Origin of the sequence: Sphingopyxis lindanitolerans, assembly GCF_002993885.1 — a bacterium.
GTDB lineage: Bacteria > Pseudomonadota > Alphaproteobacteria > Sphingomonadales > Sphingomonadaceae > Sphingopyxis > Sphingopyxis lindanitolerans.
Map to the genome: position 1 here is coordinate 2,428,628 of NZ_CM009578.1, position 18,164 is coordinate 2,446,791.

At 66.7% G+C, this 18,164-nt stretch carries 19 protein-coding genes and 1 tRNA gene; 9 read left to right on the forward strand and 11 right to left on the reverse strand.

All coding sequences use genetic code 11. The features are described from left to right. Positions 1-33: 33 nt before the first annotated feature. A complete protein-coding gene (locus CVO77_RS11740) occupies positions 34-1,230 on the reverse strand; it encodes an FAD-dependent oxidoreductase (protein ID WP_105999221.1) in 1,197 nt (398 codons plus the stop codon). Positions 1,231-1,424: 194 nt separating this feature from the next. On the opposite strand from CVO77_RS11740, the gene CVO77_RS11745 reads away from it, so the two are divergent. Beyond that, entirely contained in the window at positions 1,425-1,853 is a 429-nt protein-coding gene (locus tag CVO77_RS11745; RefSeq protein ID WP_105999222.1) for a hypothetical protein, read from the forward strand. A 149-nt stretch (positions 1,854-2,002) separates the two neighbouring features. On the opposite strand, the gene CVO77_RS11750 is transcribed toward CVO77_RS11745, so the two are convergent. The 5 genes from CVO77_RS11750 to CVO77_RS11770 form a co-directional block, all read right to left on the reverse strand. Beyond that, positions 2,003-2,078 (reverse strand) — tRNA-Glu (locus CVO77_RS11750). Between the two features lie 113 nt (positions 2,079-2,191). Beyond that, positions 2,192-3,970 (reverse strand): single-stranded-DNA-specific exonuclease RecJ, encoded by a 1,779-nt coding sequence (gene recJ, locus CVO77_RS11755; protein ID WP_105999223.1) that lies wholly within the window; start codon positions 3,968-3,970, stop codon positions 2,192-2,194. Further along, positions 3,967-5,481: a PH domain-containing protein gene (locus CVO77_RS11760; protein ID WP_242445913.1), complete on the reverse strand. Its 1,515-nt coding sequence runs from the start codon at positions 5,479-5,481 to the stop codon at positions 3,967-3,969. Before CVO77_RS11760 ends, recJ begins: the two co-directional genes overlap by 4 nt. Further along, positions 5,478-6,005 carry a PH domain-containing protein gene (locus tag CVO77_RS21655; protein ID WP_242445914.1) on the reverse strand — a complete coding sequence of 176 codons (528 nt, stop codon included), beginning with the start codon at positions 6,003-6,005 and terminating at the stop codon, positions 5,478-5,480. The genes CVO77_RS11760 and CVO77_RS21655 overlap by 4 nt, the downstream gene beginning before the upstream one ends. Positions 6,006-6,208: 203 nt before the next feature. Then, positions 6,209-8,200 (reverse strand): alkyl/aryl-sulfatase, encoded by a 1,992-nt coding sequence (locus CVO77_RS11770; RefSeq protein ID WP_105999225.1) that lies wholly within the window; start codon positions 8,198-8,200, stop codon positions 6,209-6,211. A gap of 98 nt (positions 8,201-8,298) precedes the next feature. Here CVO77_RS11770 and CVO77_RS11775 point away from each other — a divergent pair, with 98 nt between their 5' ends. Beyond that, entirely contained in the window at positions 8,299-8,784 is a 486-nt protein-coding gene (locus CVO77_RS11775; protein WP_105999226.1) for a flavodoxin family protein, read from the forward strand. A gap of 273 nt (positions 8,785-9,057) precedes the next feature. Here the strand turns inward: CVO77_RS11775 and glpX are convergent, their stop codons facing one another. Together glpX and CVO77_RS21660 are read right to left on the reverse strand one after the other, a co-directional pair. Continuing rightward, a complete protein-coding gene (glpX, locus tag CVO77_RS11780; protein ID WP_105999227.1) occupies positions 9,058-10,029 on the reverse strand; it encodes a class II fructose-bisphosphatase in 972 nt (323 codons plus the stop codon). A 113-nt stretch (positions 10,030-10,142) separates the two neighbouring features. Then, positions 10,143-10,292, reverse strand: coding sequence for a hypothetical protein (locus tag CVO77_RS21660; RefSeq protein ID WP_242445915.1), 150 nt, complete (start codon positions 10,290-10,292; stop codon positions 10,143-10,145). Positions 10,293-10,324: 32 nt separating this feature from the next. Between CVO77_RS21660 and CVO77_RS21665 the strand changes: the two genes are divergently transcribed. Next, a complete protein-coding gene (locus CVO77_RS21665; RefSeq protein ID WP_242445916.1) occupies positions 10,325-10,537 on the forward strand; it encodes a hypothetical protein in 213 nt (70 codons plus the stop codon). Here the strand turns inward: CVO77_RS21665 and CVO77_RS11790 are convergent. The 3 genes from CVO77_RS11790 to CVO77_RS11800 form a co-directional block, all read right to left on the reverse strand. Next, complete coding sequence (locus tag CVO77_RS11790) at positions 10,534-11,358, reverse strand: hypothetical protein (RefSeq protein ID WP_105999228.1); 825 nt, start codon at positions 11,356-11,358, stop codon at positions 10,534-10,536. The genes CVO77_RS21665 and CVO77_RS11790 overlap by 4 nt on opposite strands. A 61-nt stretch (positions 11,359-11,419) precedes the next feature. Then, positions 11,420-12,739 (reverse strand): homoserine dehydrogenase, encoded by a 1,320-nt coding sequence (locus CVO77_RS11795; RefSeq protein WP_105999229.1) that lies wholly within the window; start codon positions 12,737-12,739, stop codon positions 11,420-11,422. A gap of 104 nt (positions 12,740-12,843) precedes the next feature. Continuing rightward, positions 12,844-13,656 (reverse strand): hypothetical protein, encoded by an 813-nt coding sequence (locus CVO77_RS11800; RefSeq protein ID WP_105999230.1) that lies wholly within the window; start codon positions 13,654-13,656, stop codon positions 12,844-12,846. Positions 13,657-13,998: 342 nt separating this feature from the next. Here CVO77_RS11800 and CVO77_RS11805 point away from each other — a divergent pair, with 342 nt between their 5' ends. The 6 genes from CVO77_RS11805 to CVO77_RS11830 all read left to right on the forward strand — a co-directional run bounded on the left by CVO77_RS11805 (position 13,999) and on the right by CVO77_RS11830 (position 18,160). Next, on the forward strand, positions 13,999-14,652 hold the full coding sequence (locus CVO77_RS11805; protein WP_105999231.1) for an energy transducer TonB: 654 nt from the start codon (positions 13,999-14,001) through the stop codon (positions 14,650-14,652). Positions 14,653-14,786: 134 nt separating this feature from the next. Next, positions 14,787-15,542 (forward strand): MotA/TolQ/ExbB proton channel family protein, encoded by a 756-nt coding sequence (locus tag CVO77_RS11810; protein ID WP_106000799.1) that lies wholly within the window; start codon positions 14,787-14,789, stop codon positions 15,540-15,542. 117 nt (positions 15,543-15,659) lie between these two features. Then, positions 15,660-16,178 (forward strand): ExbD/TolR family protein, encoded by a 519-nt coding sequence (locus tag CVO77_RS11815; RefSeq protein WP_105999232.1) that lies wholly within the window; start codon positions 15,660-15,662, stop codon positions 16,176-16,178. A 35-nt stretch (positions 16,179-16,213) separates the two neighbouring features. Further along, entirely contained in the window at positions 16,214-16,639 is a 426-nt protein-coding gene (locus CVO77_RS11820; protein WP_105999233.1) for an ExbD/TolR family protein, read from the forward strand. Between the two features lie 301 nt (positions 16,640-16,940). Continuing rightward, on the forward strand, positions 16,941-17,483 hold the full coding sequence (locus CVO77_RS11825) for a septal ring lytic transglycosylase RlpA family protein (protein WP_420822511.1): 543 nt from the start codon (positions 16,941-16,943) through the stop codon (positions 17,481-17,483). Between the two features lie 104 nt (positions 17,484-17,587). Then, positions 17,588-18,160 carry a superoxide dismutase family protein gene (locus CVO77_RS11830; RefSeq protein WP_105999234.1) on the forward strand — a complete coding sequence of 191 codons (573 nt, stop codon included), beginning with the start codon at positions 17,588-17,590 and terminating at the stop codon, positions 18,158-18,160. The last annotated feature ends 4 nt before the right edge of the window (positions 18,161-18,164 follow it).

The following is an 18,164-nucleotide window of genomic DNA, read 5'->3' on the forward strand; positions in this document are numbered from 1 at the left end:
TCGCGTCCCGACCATAATCGTTGCTTCGGCTGCTCATATGATTTCGGCCGCCAGGCGCAAGCCAGTGATCATCGAGCTGCGCAGCAGGTGCTCGCGTGCGGCGTCAGAATCGGCGGCGATGCGTTGCAGGGCTTCCAGCGATTCGCGCCGCTTGTCAGGATCTCGTTCCTGCATGCGCGCGCGATTGCCGTCGGACTGACTGAGGATTTCCTGTTCCGCGATCGGGCGCCGGCGCCGCGTATAGCGATTGAGCCTATCCATCGTCCCTCCGTTCAGTACCTCTTCGAGCGTTCTCACCAGTTCAAAAGCATCGTGAATGCCGCCATTCATGCCCATCCCGCCCGATGGCGAATTGAGGTGCGCGGCATCGCCCGCGAGCAGAACGCGGCCGGATCGGTAATCGTCTACGATCCGCATATGAATGCGATAGGGGCGGATCTCATCGACCTTGTAGTCGCCGTCTATCCTCACGATCTCCTGCATCTTGCGTTGGATGCTCGCCGGCTGGAGCGCGTCTTCGATACTCTCTTCGCCATCGGGATACAGGCTACAGCGCCACTGGCCGGGCAGGTGGAGGAGGCTGAACGTGCCGCCCTGTTTCCAGACATAGTTGACGTTGGACAGCCCTTCGAGATGTTCATCGAAGGGAAACCGGGTCGTCGCCAGGATGGTCGTTTCGGGATAGGTCTTGCCCTCGAACGGAAAGCCGAGCGCCGAACGGACCACGCTGCGCGCGCCATCGGCGGCGATCAGGAAGCCGCTTTCATGGGTCGTCATTTCGTCCATCGAATCGCGCACCACAATGCGAACGCCGTCATCGTCCTGTTCGACGCCCTCGACTTTGACGCCCATGCGGATATCCGCACCCTTGGCGTTCAACACGTCCAGCATAATCCGGCATAGCTTGGATTGTTCGCATTGCACCCGATAGGGATGGTTTGTCGCATCGCCGATCAAGCCAAGGTCGAACACCGCGCGCTTGCCGCTCGGATGCATGCGGACTTGCCAAGTCGGACTCTTCAGTCCCTGCGCGACCAACGGCGCGGCAACTCCCAGCGTTTCGAGCATATCGAGAGTTGGCGGATGAAAGGTCGAGGCGCGAAGGTCATCGCGTAACTCCGCTTCCGCTTCATAGAGGGTGAAAGGGATTCCCCGCTCGTGCAGCAGCATGGCCGCAGTGAGCCCAACGGGCCCTGCCCCAACAATTGTCACCGGTTTTGTCTGCGTCATTCCTGCCTCAAAACTGCGATCTTATTTGTATTAGATGTAAGACTACTAGATCGCCGTAGTTGCAATTTGTGCGGTTGGCAAGGCGGCATTGGGAGGCTGTCCGTCGAACGCGAACCAGCCTCCACCGGATGCAGTTTCATCCTCGAGGTGCCGGTCTGGCTGGCGAACGACCGCCACTTGGCGGGGGCGGCCGAGTGGCGCTTTTTGAAGGTCTTGCGACCGACGGGATGGCGTTCGGAATTGAAATCATTGTGGAAACTGGCGTGAAAATCGCCATGCGGGCGCTCGCCCCGTCGCTCCGCATTGCAACGCCTCCCCGGCGGCGAACGGTGCGTCGTGATCCTGTCGCCGGCGATCGCGCTCGATGGCAGCGGCGTCCGGGGCTATGTGCCCGTCGCCGAATTGGCTTGCCCGCGCCGCGGTGGATCAGGCACGATCTCGACAGCAAAGACCCGGTTACGCGCTTCCGCGCCGAAGAATCGTCGGCTGCGATGATCGCCGATGCGCTTGGTCAGCAAAAGCCGATGCCGAGGTCTAACGCCTATTCCGCGCTGCTCGCAGTGACCCTGCCTGCGACCGTCGGTGCGGCCTTGGTGCCGAGGCCGATTCCCTTCGCAAGCTGATGAAGTCCAGCAGCCAACGCAGCTTCTTCATGGTGACGACCGAGCGGTCTTCGCGATCCAGCCCTCGAAAATGGGGCGCTGAAGCGGTGTGTGGGAACGCGCCGCTTCGGGCTTTCCCGTCTACGCGCTAAGCCGCAGACTTTCGCCGTTGGTGACCCCTACGGGACTCGAACCCGTGTTTTCGCCGTGAAAGGGCGACGTCCTAGACCGCTAGACGAAGGGGCCGTCAAAACGGTGAAGCGGCCCATTAGACGGGCGCTTCCGTGCGGTCAAGCGCCTATTGGGGCGGGCCCGTTCCGCAGCTTCTGGTCGGCCCGCAATCGCTCCCTAATCGGCCCCTAATCGGCCCACGCCGCATCTTCGAGGTGGAGTTCGGCGGCGGGGCGGCTGCCCCAATCGTCGCGCTTGGCGCGCCCCGCGAGCCACAGCTTGCGCCCGCGCGCATTCAGCAGCGATTGCCCGAGCGCGCTCTCGGCGCTGCGAAAGGCGATCGCCTTGAACCGTCCGCCGTCGTCGCCCGCCACGATCAGGCGCACATGGTCGGTGCCGACGATCCCCGATTCGACGATCCGCACCGGCCCCGTCGCGACGCGCGGTGCGGGCCAGCCGGCGCCATAAGGCCCCGCGCTCTCGATCGCGTCGCACCAGAGCGGATTGATCCCGCGCGGCGCGAGCACGGCGTCAATCAGCAGCGATTTGTCACCGCTCGCGCGCTCGACGTCGGCGGCGAGCCGGTCATTGAGAAAGGCGCCTAGCGCGTCGATCTTGTCCCGGTCGACCGTCAGCCCCGCCGCCATCGCATGGCCGCCGCCCGCGACGAGCAGCCCGCTTTCCTTTGCGGCGAGAATCGCGGCGCCGAGGTCGACGCCCGAGACCGATCGCCCCGACCCCTTGCCGACGCCGTCCTCGTCGACCGCGATGACGATCGCCGGGCGATGCAGCTTTTCCTTCAGGCGCCCGGCGACGATGCCGATCACGCCGGGGTGCCAGCCCTGTCCGGCGACGATCGCGACCGGCGCATTGGCGCAGGCGCTGCTCGCCGCCATCGCCTCGTCGAGCACCGCCGCCTCGATCGCGCGCCGTTCCTCGTTCAGTCGACCCAGTTCCTGCGCGATCTCGGCGGCTTCCTGCGGATCGCTCGTGGTGAGCAGCCGCACGCCGAGGTCGGACTTGCCGACGCGGCCGCCCGCGTTGATCCGCGGGCCGAGCGCGAACCCCATGTCGCTCGCCGTCGGCGGCTTGGTCAGCCGCGCCGCGTCCATCAGCGCCGCCATGCCGATATTGCCGCGCCGCGCCATCACCTTCAGCCCCTGCGCGACGAGCGCGCGGTTGAAGCCGGTCAGCCGCGCGACGTCGGCGACAGTGCCGAGCGCGACGAGGTCGAGAAGATCGATAAGCGCGGGTTCGGCGCGATCGCCGAAATGCCCGCGCGCGCGCAGGGTGCGGAGCAGCGCCGCGCCGAGCAGGAAGGCGACCCCGACCGCGGCAAGATTGCCGTGGATCGCGGCATCGGCTTCCTCGTCGAGCCGGTTCGGGTTCACCACCGCAAAGGCCTGCGGAAGGGTGGTCGCGCATTGGTGGTGGTCGACGACGATCACCTCGACCCCCGCTGCCTTCGCCTCGGCGATCGCGTCGAACGCCTGCGCGCCGCAATCGACCGTGACGATCAGTTTCGATCCGGCCTCGCCGATCCTGACCAGCGCAGCGCCCGACGGGCCGTATCCCTCCATCAACCGATCGGGAATATAGGCGCCGACCGGGACACCCAACGCGCCGAGCAGGCGGACGAGCAGCGCCGCCGAGGTTGCGCCATCGACGTCATAATCGCCAAAGATCGTCACCGCCTCCTGGCGCTGGACCGCGTCGGCGAGCCGCGCGGCGGCGGCGTCCATGTCCCTGAACAGCGACGGGTCGGGCATGAAGCCGCGCAGGGTCGGCGCGCGCTGGCGCTCCAGATCGTCGCGCGCAACGCCGCGTGCGAGCAGCAATTGGGTGACGAGGTCGTCGGGCGCCAGGCTTTCGCCGCTCATTTCGGCGCTCGTTCGCCGCCAGTGCCACGGCTGGCCGAGGATCGAATGGGTGATGCCGAGCGCGGCGGCAGGCGAATCGAGGGTCATGGCTGGGCTCCGCGGCCGAGGATGCGCGCGCGCAAATCCGTCGCGATGGCGATCGGGATCGCGGGAATCTCATGCGCCCCCAGCGCGCTGCCGCCGGGAACCCCGAAGACGAGCGTCGCAAGGCCGAGCGGGCGGAGGATGAAGTCGGTTTTGAGGTCGACGCTCTGCACCGATGCGTGCGGCAGCAAAATCGTCTTGGGTTTCCAGAAACCGCTGCGGATCGCAATCCTGTCACCGGCGTCGAGCCATTGGTGAAAGCGCGTGCTCAGCGCCGCAAAAAGAGCGATCAGCACCGCGGCGGCGACCGCGAGCCAGCCGATCGGCTCGCCGACCGCGACGGTGACGCTCCCCGCGATCGCCGCGCAGGCGGCGCCGACGAAGCCGCCGAGCGCGATGATCCGGTGGCTGTGCGACCAGGGACCGCCGGGCGCGGGCCGGTCGATCGCGACCTCGGCCAGCACCGGATCGATCTCGGCGAGCGTGCCGAAGGGGATGATCTGATGGTCCTTCTCCTTCTCGCCGTCGCTGGCGAGGCTTTGCAGGCGCAGTTCGTGCCAGCCGAAGCGCTGGCGCAGCCAGCCGGTGACGAGGATCGCCGCCTGGACGCGGCGGACCGGCACCGCGACGTCGGTGCGCGTCGTCAGGCCGCGCGTGCGGCGAAGCGCGCGCGGCTCGCGCGTCAGACGGAAATTCCAGTTGGCGAAAAACATGGTGGCGATGCCGCTCGCGAAGCCGATGGAGAGGAGTGAGATCGCGGCGCCGACCCCGGCGATCCAGCGGTGCGCGATCAGCCAGCTGTCGAGGCCGTAATCCTCGGCAAGGTCGATCCAGTCGACCGGGTTGAAGACGTTGAAGTCGAAAGGCAGCAGGCCGTCGAAGAACTGCATCGCGGCGCCGACGATCGCCAGCGCGGCGAGCGAGAAGTTGAACAGACCGGCGATCAGCAGGCGGCGCGGCCCCATCGCGAACAGCAGCCGGTCTTCGGCGGGCGCCGCCTCCGGCGCGTCTGCCGCTGCCGCGACGGCGGGAATGCTGCGGTGCGCGCGGATCGTCGCGCGTAGCGTCTCGGCGGCGTCGAGGCCGATCGCGTTGAGCGCGGCGTCATTCTCCTTGCCGCCACCCGCGCCGGTCTCCAGCCCCACTTTGGCGATGCCGAGCGCGCGCGCGATCAGCCCCTGTTCGATGCCGACATCCTGGATGCGGTCGAAGGGGATGGTGCGGTGCTGGCGCGACAGCACGCCGCTTTCGATGACGATCTCGTCGGCGCTGACCAGAAAGCGGAAGCGCAGCCAGCGAAGCCAGGCAAAGACAAGCGAGGTCAACAGGAAAATAAGCAGCACGGGGGCGACATAGGCCCATTTTCCGGCGATCCCGATCGCCGCGAGCGCGGGGACGAAATTGAGCGTGCGCGGTCCGAGCTGGACGATCGCCAGCGCCAGCGTCGCGGGGTGGAGCCGCTGCCACGGGGGCGCGGCCGCATCGGTCGCGGGCAGGGCGGCGGCGTCGCTCATGCGAAATCGGTCTGGATGTGGCGGCGGATCGTCTCGCGCATCGCAGCCGCCAGGTCGGGGTGCAGGCCGGGCAGCGTCACCATGGAGTTGTGGGTGCCCGACGTGTGGACAACGAGGTGCGACAGGCCGAACAGGCGCTCGACCGGCCCTTGCCCGACGTCGATATGCTGGACGCGCACGAAGGGGACGATCGTGTCGGTACGGAAAAGCCAGCCGCGTGCGACGCGCAACTGTCCCTCGCCGATCTTGAAGCCCCAGCGCGTCACGCGCCGCGCCGGAAAGGTGACGATCGCGATGATCGCGAACAGCCACGCCGCGACCGTGAGCAGCCCGAACGGCCCCTCGATCCGCGGCATCACGAGGAAATCGACGAGGGTCGCCGCGATCGCGACCGGCAGCAGGGTGAGCGCGGTCGTCACGCGCAGCACATGGGCAAAGGCCGGGTCGACCGGATCGAGCCCTTCGCGCGCGTTGAGCGCGTCGGGCGCGAAGGGGTCGGTGGGCGATGCGGGCGTTTCGGTCATGCTCCTTCCGTAGGACATGATCGTGCGGAATAAAATCCCGCGTCACCGCCCTTCGACGCCGCCTGCGATGTCGCTCAGGATAAACCGCCTTTTCGAGGCAGGCGGGGATTCATCTTCCGCCGGTTCGAAATAGCGGCGGCCGGTGATGGACCCCCGCCTTCGCGGGGGAACAGCTCCTTATCCAACGACGGCCCTGTCGGCGCTCACGGCTCCACCACATGGAAGCGCGGGTCGGCGGGCGGGTGGAGCGCGAACCACGACAGGAAGGCCATGCGGTCGCCGTCGATCCGGATCGCGCCCGACTGGAGCAGCGCGGGGAATTGTGCCTGCCCCAGCATCACATCGTCGAGTATCTTGCGGTCGATGGTGATCGTCGCGGTCGGCGCGGCGTCGGTCACGCCATAGCGGGGGAATTCGACCCCGCCCTCGACGACCACCGCGACGGCTTCCTTGCTGTCGGGCAGGATGAACTGGAACGTCCCGTTGAGCGCGCGGCCCTTGGCGGCGTCGAATCGCGTCGCGAGCGCATCGAAGAAGACGCCGGTCGGGATCGCGCTGACGAAGCTGCGGCTCTGGCCGTTGCTCGTCGCCGCCGCGACCTCGGTGCCGCGAAGCGTCGCCGCGGCGGCGAGATAATAATTGCGCCACGCTCCTGACTCGGCCTGATAACCCATCTGGTCATAGGCGGAGGCGAGCGCGGCTCGCCCGTCCTTGTTGGCGGGATCGGCAAAGACCAGCTTGTTCAAAAGCTCGGCCGCCCAGCGATAGTCGCCCGCCGCAATCGCCGCCTTGCCCGCCGCGAGCAGCTTGTCGGCGCCGCCCGCGAGCGCGACATATTTGGGCGCCGACTGTTCGGGCGGCAGCGGGTTGAAGGTCGCGGGATTGCCGTCCCACCAGCCGAAATAGCGCTGGTAGGTTGCCTTCATGTCGTGGTTGAGCGTCCCATAATAGCCGCGCGTCGAGAAGTCGGTCGCCTGCACCGGCGCCTCGGCGGTCTGGTCGGCCAGTTCGTGCAGCGTCGCGCCGCGGTTGGCCAGGAACAGCGTGCGGTCGTGGACATAGCGATAGGCGTCGCGCTGGTGGGTGAGCAATTCGCTCACCTCGCCCGTCCCCCACGTCGGCCAATGATGCGATCCCATCGCAACTTCGGCGCTGCCGCCCCATTTCAGCAGCATCGCGTCGATCACTTTCGACCAGCGCAGCGCGTCGCGCACCTGCGCGCCGCGCAGGGTCAGGATATTGTGGAGATTGTGCGTGACCACCTCGGTCGTGTGCAACGCCTTATAGGCGGGGATGTAAAAGACGAATTCGGCCGGCGCCTCGGTCCCCCCGGCGTCCATGAAGTCGAATTGCAGCCCGTCGATGGTCAGCGTGCCGCCCTTGTCGCTCACCGTCTCGGTCGGCTCCATATAGCCGATCGTCCCCGATGACAGCTTGGGGCCGAGCCCGGTGTCGACCTGGCCCATCGGCCCGGGGGCCAGGATCGCACCGAACATATAAAGCGCGCGCCGTCCCATCGCCGTGCCGGCCAGGACATTCTCCGACGTCGCTTCTTCCGAAAAGCCGTGCGGCGCGATGATGCGGACCTTGCCCGCCTTCACGTCGGCGGCGCTGACGACCCCGCCGACTCCGCCGAAATGGTCGCTGTGGCTGTGCGAAAAGATCACCGCCTTGATCGGCCGCTTGCCTTCCTTCGCCTCGATCGTCGCGGCGAACAATTTCCACCCCGCGGCGGCGGTCTCTTCGGACAATAGCGGATCGACGACGATCCAGCCGGTCTTGCCGCGGATGATCGTCATCACCGACAAATCATAGCCGCGGATCTGCCAGATCTTGCCCGGCACCACCTCGAACAGTCCGTGGACCGCGTTGAGCCGCGCCTGCCGCCACAGCGAAGGGTTCACCGTGTCGGGCGCCTTGGTCTGGCTCAGGAAATCATAGGGGCGGCGGTCCCACACCGTCTTGCCGTCCTTGCCCAGGATCACCCCGTCCGGAATCTCGGCAAGCTTGCCGCGCATCACATTCGCCTCGTCGCGCGGGTCGTCCAGCGGCAGGCGCTTCGCCAGTTCGGCCTGCGCGGCGCGGGTCGTCTCGCTCGCCGCATCCTGCGCGACGGCGGCCGAGGGCAGGCCCATGGCGGACAGGGCGGCGGCGGGCAGGACCGCGGCAAGCAGCATGATGGTCGGTCGGCGCATGTCTCTCTCCCCTGATGTCGTCCTGCTTGCGCCGCGCGCTGCGGCTTGGCAAGCGGTGGCCCGGCGATGCGGGCCACCGCAGGATAGAGGATCGGCCAATGGAAGAATGCAAACTTCTTGTCATTTGGCACAGCCGCACCGGCGGCAGCCGTGCGCTCGCCGAAGCGGCGACCGAAGGCGGCAGCGCGGCGGTCCGACTCATGGGCGCGGAGGATGTGGCGCCCGGCGACCTGCTCGCGGCGGGCGGTTATCTCTTCGTCGGCCCCGAAAATCTCGCCGCGTTGTCGGGCGCGATGAAAGAGATGTTCGACCGCTGCTATTACCCCTGCCTCGGCAAGCTGGAGGGGCGGCCCTATGCGACGATCATCTGCGCGGGCTCGGACGGCGAGAATGCCCAGCGCCAGCTCGACCGCATCGCGACCGGCTGGCGGCTGCGGCGGGTCGCCGATCCGGTGATCGTCAATACCGATGCGCAGACGCCCGAGGCCATTCTGGCGCCAAAGACGATTCCGGTGAACCGTCTTGCCGAGGCACGCGATCTGGGCGCGGCGCTGGCGGAGGGACTGGCGGCGGGGATTTTCTGAAAAAAGCCCGGCCATGGCCGGGTCCGCTTTGGGGTGGGAAGCGGACGTTGCCAGTTCCTCCCCGGAACGGGGAGGTGGCAGCCCGCAGGGCTGACGGAGGGGTCGAAACCTCTCGTCAGGACGCACCGCTGCGACCCCTCCACCACCCTTCGGGCGGTCCCCCTCCCCGTTCCGGGGAGGAATTGGCAACGCCAGCTTTCGGTCGGTTCCGGCCCTTCTCGTTTCCCGGTGAAGACCGGGGGCCAGTGCGCTACAGCGCAAACATCGGCCTCATCAATGCGACCGATGTTCGCCCTTGACCCAGCGCACGGTGCCCGACGAGGCGCGCATCACGACGGTTTCGGTGGTCATTACGCCGTCGCGGCGATGCTTGACCCCGCGCAGCAGCGACCCGTCGGTCACGCCCGTCGCGGCGAAGATCACGTCGCCCTTGGCAAGGTCGTGGAGGTCGTAAACGCGGTCGAGATCCTCGATCCCCCATTTCTTCGCGCGCAACCGCTCGTCATCGTTGCGGAACAGCAGGCGACCCTTGAACTGGCCGCCGACGCAGCGCAGCGCCGCGGCGGCGAGCACGCCCTCGGGGGCGCCGCCCGATCCCATATAGATGTCGATATTGGTGTCGGGGTTCGTGGTCGCGATCACCCCGGCGACGTCGCCGTCGGGGATCAGCGCGACGCCGCAGCCGATGCTGCGCAATTCGCTGATGATGGCTTCATGGCGCGGACGGTCGAGGACGCAGACGATGATCTGTTCGGGCGCGCAGCCCTTTTCGCGCGCGACCGCCTCGACATTCTCGCGCACGCTGTTGCCGAAATGGACGATGTCGGGCGAAAAGCCGGGGCCGACCGCGAGCTTGTCCATATAGACGTCGGGGGCGTTGAGCAGGCCGCCTTCGTCGGCGATCGCGAGCACCGCGAGCGCATTGGGGCCGGCCTTGGCGGTGATCGTCGTGCCTTCGAGCGGATCGACCGCGATGTCGATTTTTGGCCCCTTGCCCGGCGCGTTGCCGACCTTTTCGCCGATATAGAGCATCGGTGCCTCGTCGCGCTCGCCCTCGCCGATGACGATGGTGCCGTCCATGTACAGCGTGTTGAACGCGGTGCGCATCGCTTCGACGGCGGCGGCATCGGCCGCCTTTTCGTCACCGCGCCCGATCAGCTTGGCGGCGGCGATCGCCGCGGCTTCGGTGACGCGCACCATTTCGAGCACGAGCACCCGGTCGAGGTTGCTGCCGTTGGTCGTCATGTCCGCTGATCTCCGTCTTTACTTGTTCCGCCGGGTGGGCATGCTGGGCGCCATATGGCCCGCTGCCCCGCTTGTCGAGAATCCTTCGCCCGATTCGGCGTCGCTTTTGCGCTCTATTGCGTCATGGGCGCGACCGCGATACCCGCGGCGGCGCAGACCGTCGGCCCGCCCGCGCCGCGACAGACCGACGCGGCCATCGCGCGGGCAAGGGAGATGACCGATCCCGTCCGGCGCTGCACGCCGTCGGATGACGGCTCGATCACCGTCTGCGGCAGCGATACCGAAAAAGCACCGCTTGTCGCCCGAACTGCGCGCGATCGCCAACGCGGGCCGCGAGGCGCCACCAAAGCTCCCGCGCGCCGAGGCCAAGGCGATGAGCCTCGACCGGCTGCCCTATAATTGGATGCCGATCGGCGGCCGCTATCCGCGCGGCCCCGAATATAATCCGCTCTACGAAATGGCGAAGCGCGCGACCGATCCCGACGCGCCGCCGCCTGCCGAACCCTAAGCGAAAGTCTCGGCCGACCCTCCGAACTGCGATGCGCGATAGAATCCTGCGGGGACCAAAACGGCAATGGCGAAATAGGCGCACCAGAAGACCAGCCAGACGCTGCTCATCGCCATGGCCGCCATCCGCGTCGCCTCGCCGCCGATGATCAGAAAACCATGCAGAACGAAAAGCAGGGCGATCAGCGCCCCGGCGATGATGTTGAACGCCAGATAGAAAGCGAACAGCCGCCACTGGGAACGCGCGGTGCGACGCCAGGATTCGACGAATGCGGTGACCGGCTCCAGCTTTCCCGCCGCCGCCATGGCCGGGCCGATCAGGCACAGTCGCGCGCCGAGCCAGGCGCTCAGCAGCGTCAGCATGGTCTGCCGCGCGATCGCGATCGGCGTGCCCTCGGCGCGCATCGCCTCGGCCCCGACGGAGAGCTTGAACGGCAGCGACAGCAGGAAGCCCACCAGATAAAAGAAGAGCAGGCCGGCAACCAGATAGGCGGCGCCCGCGACCATGCCATACATGATTTCTGCGACATAGCCTTCCCGAATCTCGGCGAGCAGCGCGCTCCACAGCGCGAGCATCGCACCGCAGAGCAGCGCCGCACAGATGCCGAGCAAATAGAGCGGACCGGCGATCGATCCCGCGAGCCGGAAGGTTTCGGGAGCGATCGCGAGCGCGAGGATCGCGTCCATGCTGAGCACCGGCTCGCTCGCCAGCAGCAGGAAGGGCAGCGCGACGCCGAGCAGCATATAGGCAAGCAGCGCCCGCCAATGCTCGCCGGCGAGTTCCCGCGCTTCGGCCAGCCCGCGCTTGATTTCGATGTCCATGATCGCCCCCCGATATTCCCTGGTGGGGGGTAACAAAGGTGTCGCCGATTTCAAGCGAGGGTTAGAGCGCCAATATCGGCATCCGCATCGGCGTGCCGACGACATGGTCCGACGCGGCGAGCGCGGCGAGCGCCGCCTCGATCGCGCGCGTCGGGCCTTCGTGGGTGACGAGGACGATGACGACACCGTCTTCCTCATCGGTGCCGCGCTGGATGAAGCTTTCGATCGAGACGCCCGCGTCGCGCATCGCGGTTGCGATCTCGGCGAGCACGCCGATGCGATCCTCGACGATCAGGCGGACATAATGCTTGCCGACGCGCGCGCCGGCATCGGCGACCGGGGCGGCATCGAGCGCGTCAACCGGCATCGCGAAGGCGGGGCCATATTCGTCGCGCGCGATGTCGATGATGTCGGCGACGATCGCCGACGCGGTCGGCCCCGCGCCCGCGCCCGCGCCCTCGAAGAACAGGCGGCCGACGAAATTCCCCTCGGCGACGACGGCGTTCAGCGCGCCGGGGACATAGGCGAGCGGGTGGTCGGCGGGGACCAGGCACGGCTGGACATGCTGGTAAAGGCCGTTCTGGTCGCGCTCGGCCATTCCAATCAGGCGGACGCGATGGCCGAGCGCCTCGGCTTCGCGGATGTCGGCGGCGATCAGGCCGCGAATGCCGTTGGCGGTCACCGCGCCGATGTCGAGCCTGGTCCCAAAGCAGAGCGCGGCGAGGATCGACAATTTGTGCGCGGCGTCGATACCGTCGACGTCGAAGGTCGGATCAGCCTCGGCATAGCCTTCGGCCTGTGCGTCGGCGAGGGCGTCGGCGAAGCTCGCGCCGCCGCGCTCCATCTGGGTCAGGATATAATTGCAGGTGCCGTTGAGGATGCCATAGACGCGCGCGATCAGGTTCGCCGACGCCCCCTCGCGGATCGCCTTGATGACGGGAATGCCGCCCGCGACCGCCGCTTCATATTTCAGCGGCGTGTCCTTCGCCTCGGCCAGCCGCGCGAGACTCAGCCCATGGTGCGCGATCATCGCCTTGTTCGCGGTGACCAGCGCCTTGCCCGCGCCGAGCGCGTGGCGCGCGAGGGTCAGCGCCGATCCGTCGGCGCCGCCGATCATCTCGACGACGACATCGACATCGTCCGCCGCGACGAGCGCGTCCATATCATCTTCCCAGCGATAGGGTGACAGGTCGATGCCGCGGTCCTTGTGGCGGTCGCGCGCCGACACCGCGACGATCTCGATCGATCGGCCCGCGCGCCGCGCGATGAGGTCGCGATTCGTCTCGAGCAGCCGGACGACGCCGCCGCCGACGACGCCGATCCCCGCGAGTGCGACGCGCAGCGGCGGGCGGGGCGCGGCGGGGGCAGGGGACGGCGACATCGGGACACTCCTATCGTGGATGCGGGGGCCATTGCCCGCGAAGTGTCAGCGCACGTATCGGCTTTCTGGCAGGAAACAAGGGGATTCACGCGAAGACGCTTGCCTCACATCCCCGTCGGCGGCGTCCGCGTCCGCGTGCATTCGCCGAGCGCGCCGAGCACCACCGCATAGTCCGACGCCGCCTTCTTGCGGTCCTCGGGCGCGGTGCCGGCGAGCTTGCTGAGCGGCAATTGATGCGGCAGGCCGCACGCGAGCCGATACCAGGCCAGCGTGTCGCGCGCCGGCACGGCGGCCGATCCGTCGACGATCTCGCCGAACGCCGCGGCCCAGCGCCGTGATCCGTCGGGTGCGGTCAATATGGTCAGCGACACCGGCTCGCCGGTCTTGGTGTCGAGGAACAATTGCGTCTCGCCCTCGCCGGGCAGCGTGCCGGGGACATGGAAGCCGTTGGCGACCCCGGTGATCGCGGGCGGCGCGCCGGGTTTGACGAGTTCGGTCAGGATAGCGCGGAGTTGCGCGTCGGTCGCCGGATCCCACGGCAATTGCGCGTCGGGTGCGACGAGTTGAACGCTGCCGGTGTTCTTCGCGCCCGGGACGGCGCCCGCGACGGGGCGGGCGAAGAGCAGGACCGGCTGCTTCTTCCTGAGCTTCGCCGGCTTGCCCCTGGCGTCGAGCGGCAGGTCGACCAGATAGGAGATTCGCGCCGCCAGCGGACCCGCGCCGCGAATCAGGCTGACCACGTCGGCTTCGACATAGAATCGCGTCTGACCCGCCTTCAGCCCCGGCGCCCGTTCGGCTTTCAGCGCTGTCGCGTGGATGATCCGGGCCTGGATCGCCATTGGCGCGATTGTCGCCAGATCGGCAATATCCGCATAGCTATAGGGTGAAGCCGTTGCCACCGCCGCGGGCGTCTGCATGGCAGAAACATTTATAAAACAACTGCTTACCGAGAAAAAACCTAGGGCGGCAGCCGACAGGAGAGCGCGCATGATCGAACCACCTTTCCTTGCTCGAAGCGCCGAAAGGGCGCCAAGACCCCATCATGGGGAAGCGGACATTAACCCCTGATAAAGGGTTTGCGAACTGGCCGCCACCGCGATAGGACGGGCGACGAAGCGTCCGGCAAAACCATAATAAGGCCGGTTGCGACGCCGTCGGGTCTGTGAAAGCGCATCGGAAATCATCCGGGCATTTGGCAACCGCGCCCGTCGGTCATGGATTTGGTGTCAGGATGATCTAGCAAGGAGCGTCGTCCCTGAATGGCTTATGGTGATAATGTCGACCCTAAAAATAGGGTAGTGGCGATTGTCTTGGTGGGCTTGTTCACGGCTTTGCTGGGCTACGGCCTGGTGAATGGCCTGAACATCAGCATCGTTAAGAAGATCGCCGAGAAATTGGACGTGGTGGACGTCGAAGAGCCGCCGCCGCCGGAGGAACCCCCGCCGCCGCCGCCGCCGGATAACAAGCTTCCGCCGCCGCCGCCGGTGGTGACGCCGCCGTCGGTGTTCCCGCCGCCGAACACGTCGAACCAGGTGCAGTCGGTGCCGACTCCGCCGCCGGCGCCGCCTATCATGACGCCGATCGCGGCGCCGCCGGCTCCGCCGCCGACGCCGGATATGAGCGCTCCCGGCAAGCCGCGGGGCAATCCGGGCAACTGGGCCAGCCCCGACGACTATCCGGCGCGCGCGCTCCGCGAAGAGCGGCAGGGCACGACCGGCTTCCGCGTCAGCTATGACGCGAGCGGCAAACCCACGGGTTGCGACGTCACCTCGTCGAGCGGCCATGCCGATCTCGATGATCTGACCTGCAAGCTGATGATGCGCCGCGCGCGTTTCACGCCGGCGAAGGACCGTGCGGGGCACCCCGCGGGCAGCAGCTACAGCAGTCGCGTGAAGTGGCAGATTCCGAAGTGATCTGCCGCCCCGGCGACCCCTATATTTTCAGTCTTTTCATACCGTTTTGAATATTTTGAGAGGGAATAACCACCATGTTTAACCTGATTGCAAACGCTGCCGCGGGCGCTGCGGCTCCGGCCCACGACGTGGGGATGTCGCTCCTCCCCGCCTCGGTCTGCGTCGTGAAGGAAGGCCAGAACCCCTACGGCCTGCTGCCCGCTTTGTGCGAAGGCGGCATCGTGTCGCAGTGCACCTTCCTGGTCCTGCTGATCATGTTCGTCGGCACGCTTTACATCCTGTTCACCAAACTGTTCGAACAGAATAAGGTGATCAACCAGGGCAAGGCGGTCGACGCGAACTTCTGGCGCGCCCCCACGCTCGCCGACGGCGTTGCCAAGCTCGAAAAGAACAGCGCCTATCGCCAGGTGGTCGAAGACGGCCTGCGCGCCAACGAAGAGCATAACAAGCTGACCGATCCCGTCGAATCGCACGACTGGATGCACGGCACGCTCGAACGCTCGCAGAACCACATCAACTCGAAGCTCAACGGCGGCCTCGCGTTCCTCGCGACCGTCGGTTCGACGGCTCCGTTCGTGGGTCTGTTCGGGACCGTTATCGGCATTCTTCGCGCCCTCGTGAAGATCGGCGCGTCGGGCCAGGCCTCGATCGACACCGTCGCCGGCCCGGTCGGTGAAGCGCTCATCATGACCGCCATCGGTCTGATCGTGGCGGTTCCCGCAGTGCTCGCCTTCAACTGGTTGCAGAGCCGCAACAAGACGATCGCGCGCCGTCTGTCGACCTTCTCGAACGACGTTCTCGGTTCGATCATGTCGGGCGGCCAGGTGAAGCCGGTCGTGTCGGCCGCTTCGGCAAAGGCCGCTCCGGCTGCCGCCCCGAAGAAGGCGTAAGTCTGCGGGCCCCGCGTTGTCGCCTGCGGGCGATGGCACGGGGCCGCTGGACGAAGCGGGCGCCGGTGGCTTCCGCTTCGCTCCATGACAGTAATTTTGTGACAGGATGCTAATCCTATGGCGATGAGTGTAGGCGACAAGGGCGAAGATGCCCCGATGTCGGACATCAACACGACCCCGCTCGTGGACATCATGCTTGTGCTGCTCATCATCTTCCTCATCACGGTCCCCGTGGTGCTCAAGACGGTGAGCCTCAAGCTGCCCGATGTGGTCTTTGAACCGACGACGACGAAGCCGGAAAACGTCAATCTGTCGGTCCGTTCGGCGGATACCGATGGCGATGGCGAGCCCAATGCCGACAGTTCGGCTTGTGAAGTATATTGGGGACAGACGCCCGTCGATTCCAAACAACTGCTCGATCTCGGGCAGAAGAAGCTCGAAAAGCTTATCGAGGATATCGGCGGCGTTCAGAATATCACCGAAGATAACTTCCCCGAAGTGCATATCCGCGGCGACGTCAACACGCCGTACCAGTGCATCGGCGGTGTGATCTATACGATGCAATATGCCGGCTTCCAGAAGATCGGGTTCATTTCCGAACCGGCTGCTGGCTCGAGTACGCTGGGCCGCCTCTAAGGCGTCGGTCCACTTAGGAATGAAGGAATAATCCTATGTCCATGGCCGTTGGCGATCGGGACGACAATGAACCGATGATGGAAATGAACACGACGCCGTTGATCGACGTCATGCTCGTGCTCCTCATCATGTTCATCATCACCCTCCCGGTTCAGACCCACGCGGTGAAGATCGACTTGCCGGTTCCGACCGACGCGAAGAACAACGTCGATCCGGAAAAGAACAAGATCACGATCGACCCCGCGGGAACGATCGCGTGGAACGGTTCGCCGATCGATCTGGCACAGCTCGCGCAATATCTGGATGAGACCAAGGCGCTGCCGGTCGAACCCGAATTGCAGGTGCAGCCCGATCCCTACGCGCGCTATATCACCGTCGATCGCGTAATGGCGGTCGTGAAGCGCAGCGGCGTCGGCAAGCTGGGCTTCGTCGGGAACGAACAATATGCGCGCGTCTTCTGATCGCTGATCCGAAACGCAAGCTTGAGGAAGGGCCGCGAAGCGATTCGCGGCCCTTTCGCTTTGGATGAAGGGGATGAGGCGCAGGTTCGAGCGATGATAGCCGTCGCCCCCGCGCAGGCGGGGGTCGCTGGCGGTTCATGCGGCGACGAAGGAAAAGGCCGATGGCGACCCCCGCCTGCGCGGGGGCGACCTTCCTTCGAAATGTCCATTTCCCACCTCAAAGCCGCTACAGGGGCTTTATCCCGGCGCGGGGCTGCCTATACCAAGGCCCATGATGAGCGGGCGCTTTCTATATTCCCCCATGGTCCTGGCCCCGGCGCTTCTGATGCTGTCCGCCTGCGCGGGTGGCAACTTCCGTCCGGTCAGCGACGTGCCGGTGCGGATCGGTCCCGCCTATATGGTGCGCGGCGTCGCCTATGTGCCGGCCGCCGCTCCCGGCTACGACGCGCTCGGCTCTGCAAGCTGGTATGGTAGCGAATCGGGCAACCGCACTGCGAATGGCGAGAAATTCCGCCCCGGCTGGATCACCGCCGCGCACACGACATTGCCGCTCCCGACCTATGTCGAGGTGACCGCGCTCGACACCGGACGGCGGATCATCGTCCGCGTCAACGATCGCGGCCCGTTCGCGGGCGGCGGGCGGATCATCGACCTGTCGCGCGGCGCCGCCGAACAGCTCGGCATCCGCGCGCAGGGCCATGCGCCGGTACGAGTGCGCCGCGTCGAACCCGCCGAAAAGGACCGCAAGCGGCTTCGCGAGGGCAAGCCCGCCGCATCGCTGCCCCCGCTCGCGCCGCAGGAGTTGCAGCGACTGCGGCTGCGCCTTTCAGCCGACAAACGTTGACGCCGAGAGCATATCCGCTTGGAAGCGCGAGCATTTGCGGGCATCCTCGCGCGGATCGAAGGGCGCGGTGGCCGCGTCGGACCCGCAAATAAGGGAGACGAGCGATGATCCTTGCTTCACGTCACGGACGGAAATGGGCGGCGGTGCTGGGCGCGGCGGGGGTGCTGGCGCTCGCCGGCTGCGCGGGCATGGGCGGCACGCCGGTGCAGAAGCTACCCGCGGCTGACGCTTCGGCGCGGCTTTTCGACGCGCGCGGCGCCGATCGCGGCCGCGCCGATTTCTACAAGACCGACACCGGCCTTCGCATCGAACTCGTCGCGCGCGGCTTTGCCGCCGGCACCTATGGCATGCACGTCCACGGTGTCGGGCAATGCACGCCGCCCGGTTTCACCAGCGCGGGGCCGCATTGGAACCCGACCGGCGCGCAGCACGGCCGTGACAATCCGATGGGCGCGCACCACGGCGACCTTCCGAACCTCGTGATCGAACCCGATGCGATCGGCCGCGCGACGCTGACGCTGGTCGGCACGCGGCTGACGGGCGAGGGCGGGCTGATCGATGCCGACGGTGCTGCTTTCGTCATCCACGCCGGCCCCGACGACATGAAGACCGATCCCAGCGGCAACAGCGGCGCGCGCGTCGCCTGCGGCGTGATCGAGCTTCCCGCCGCCGAATAATCGA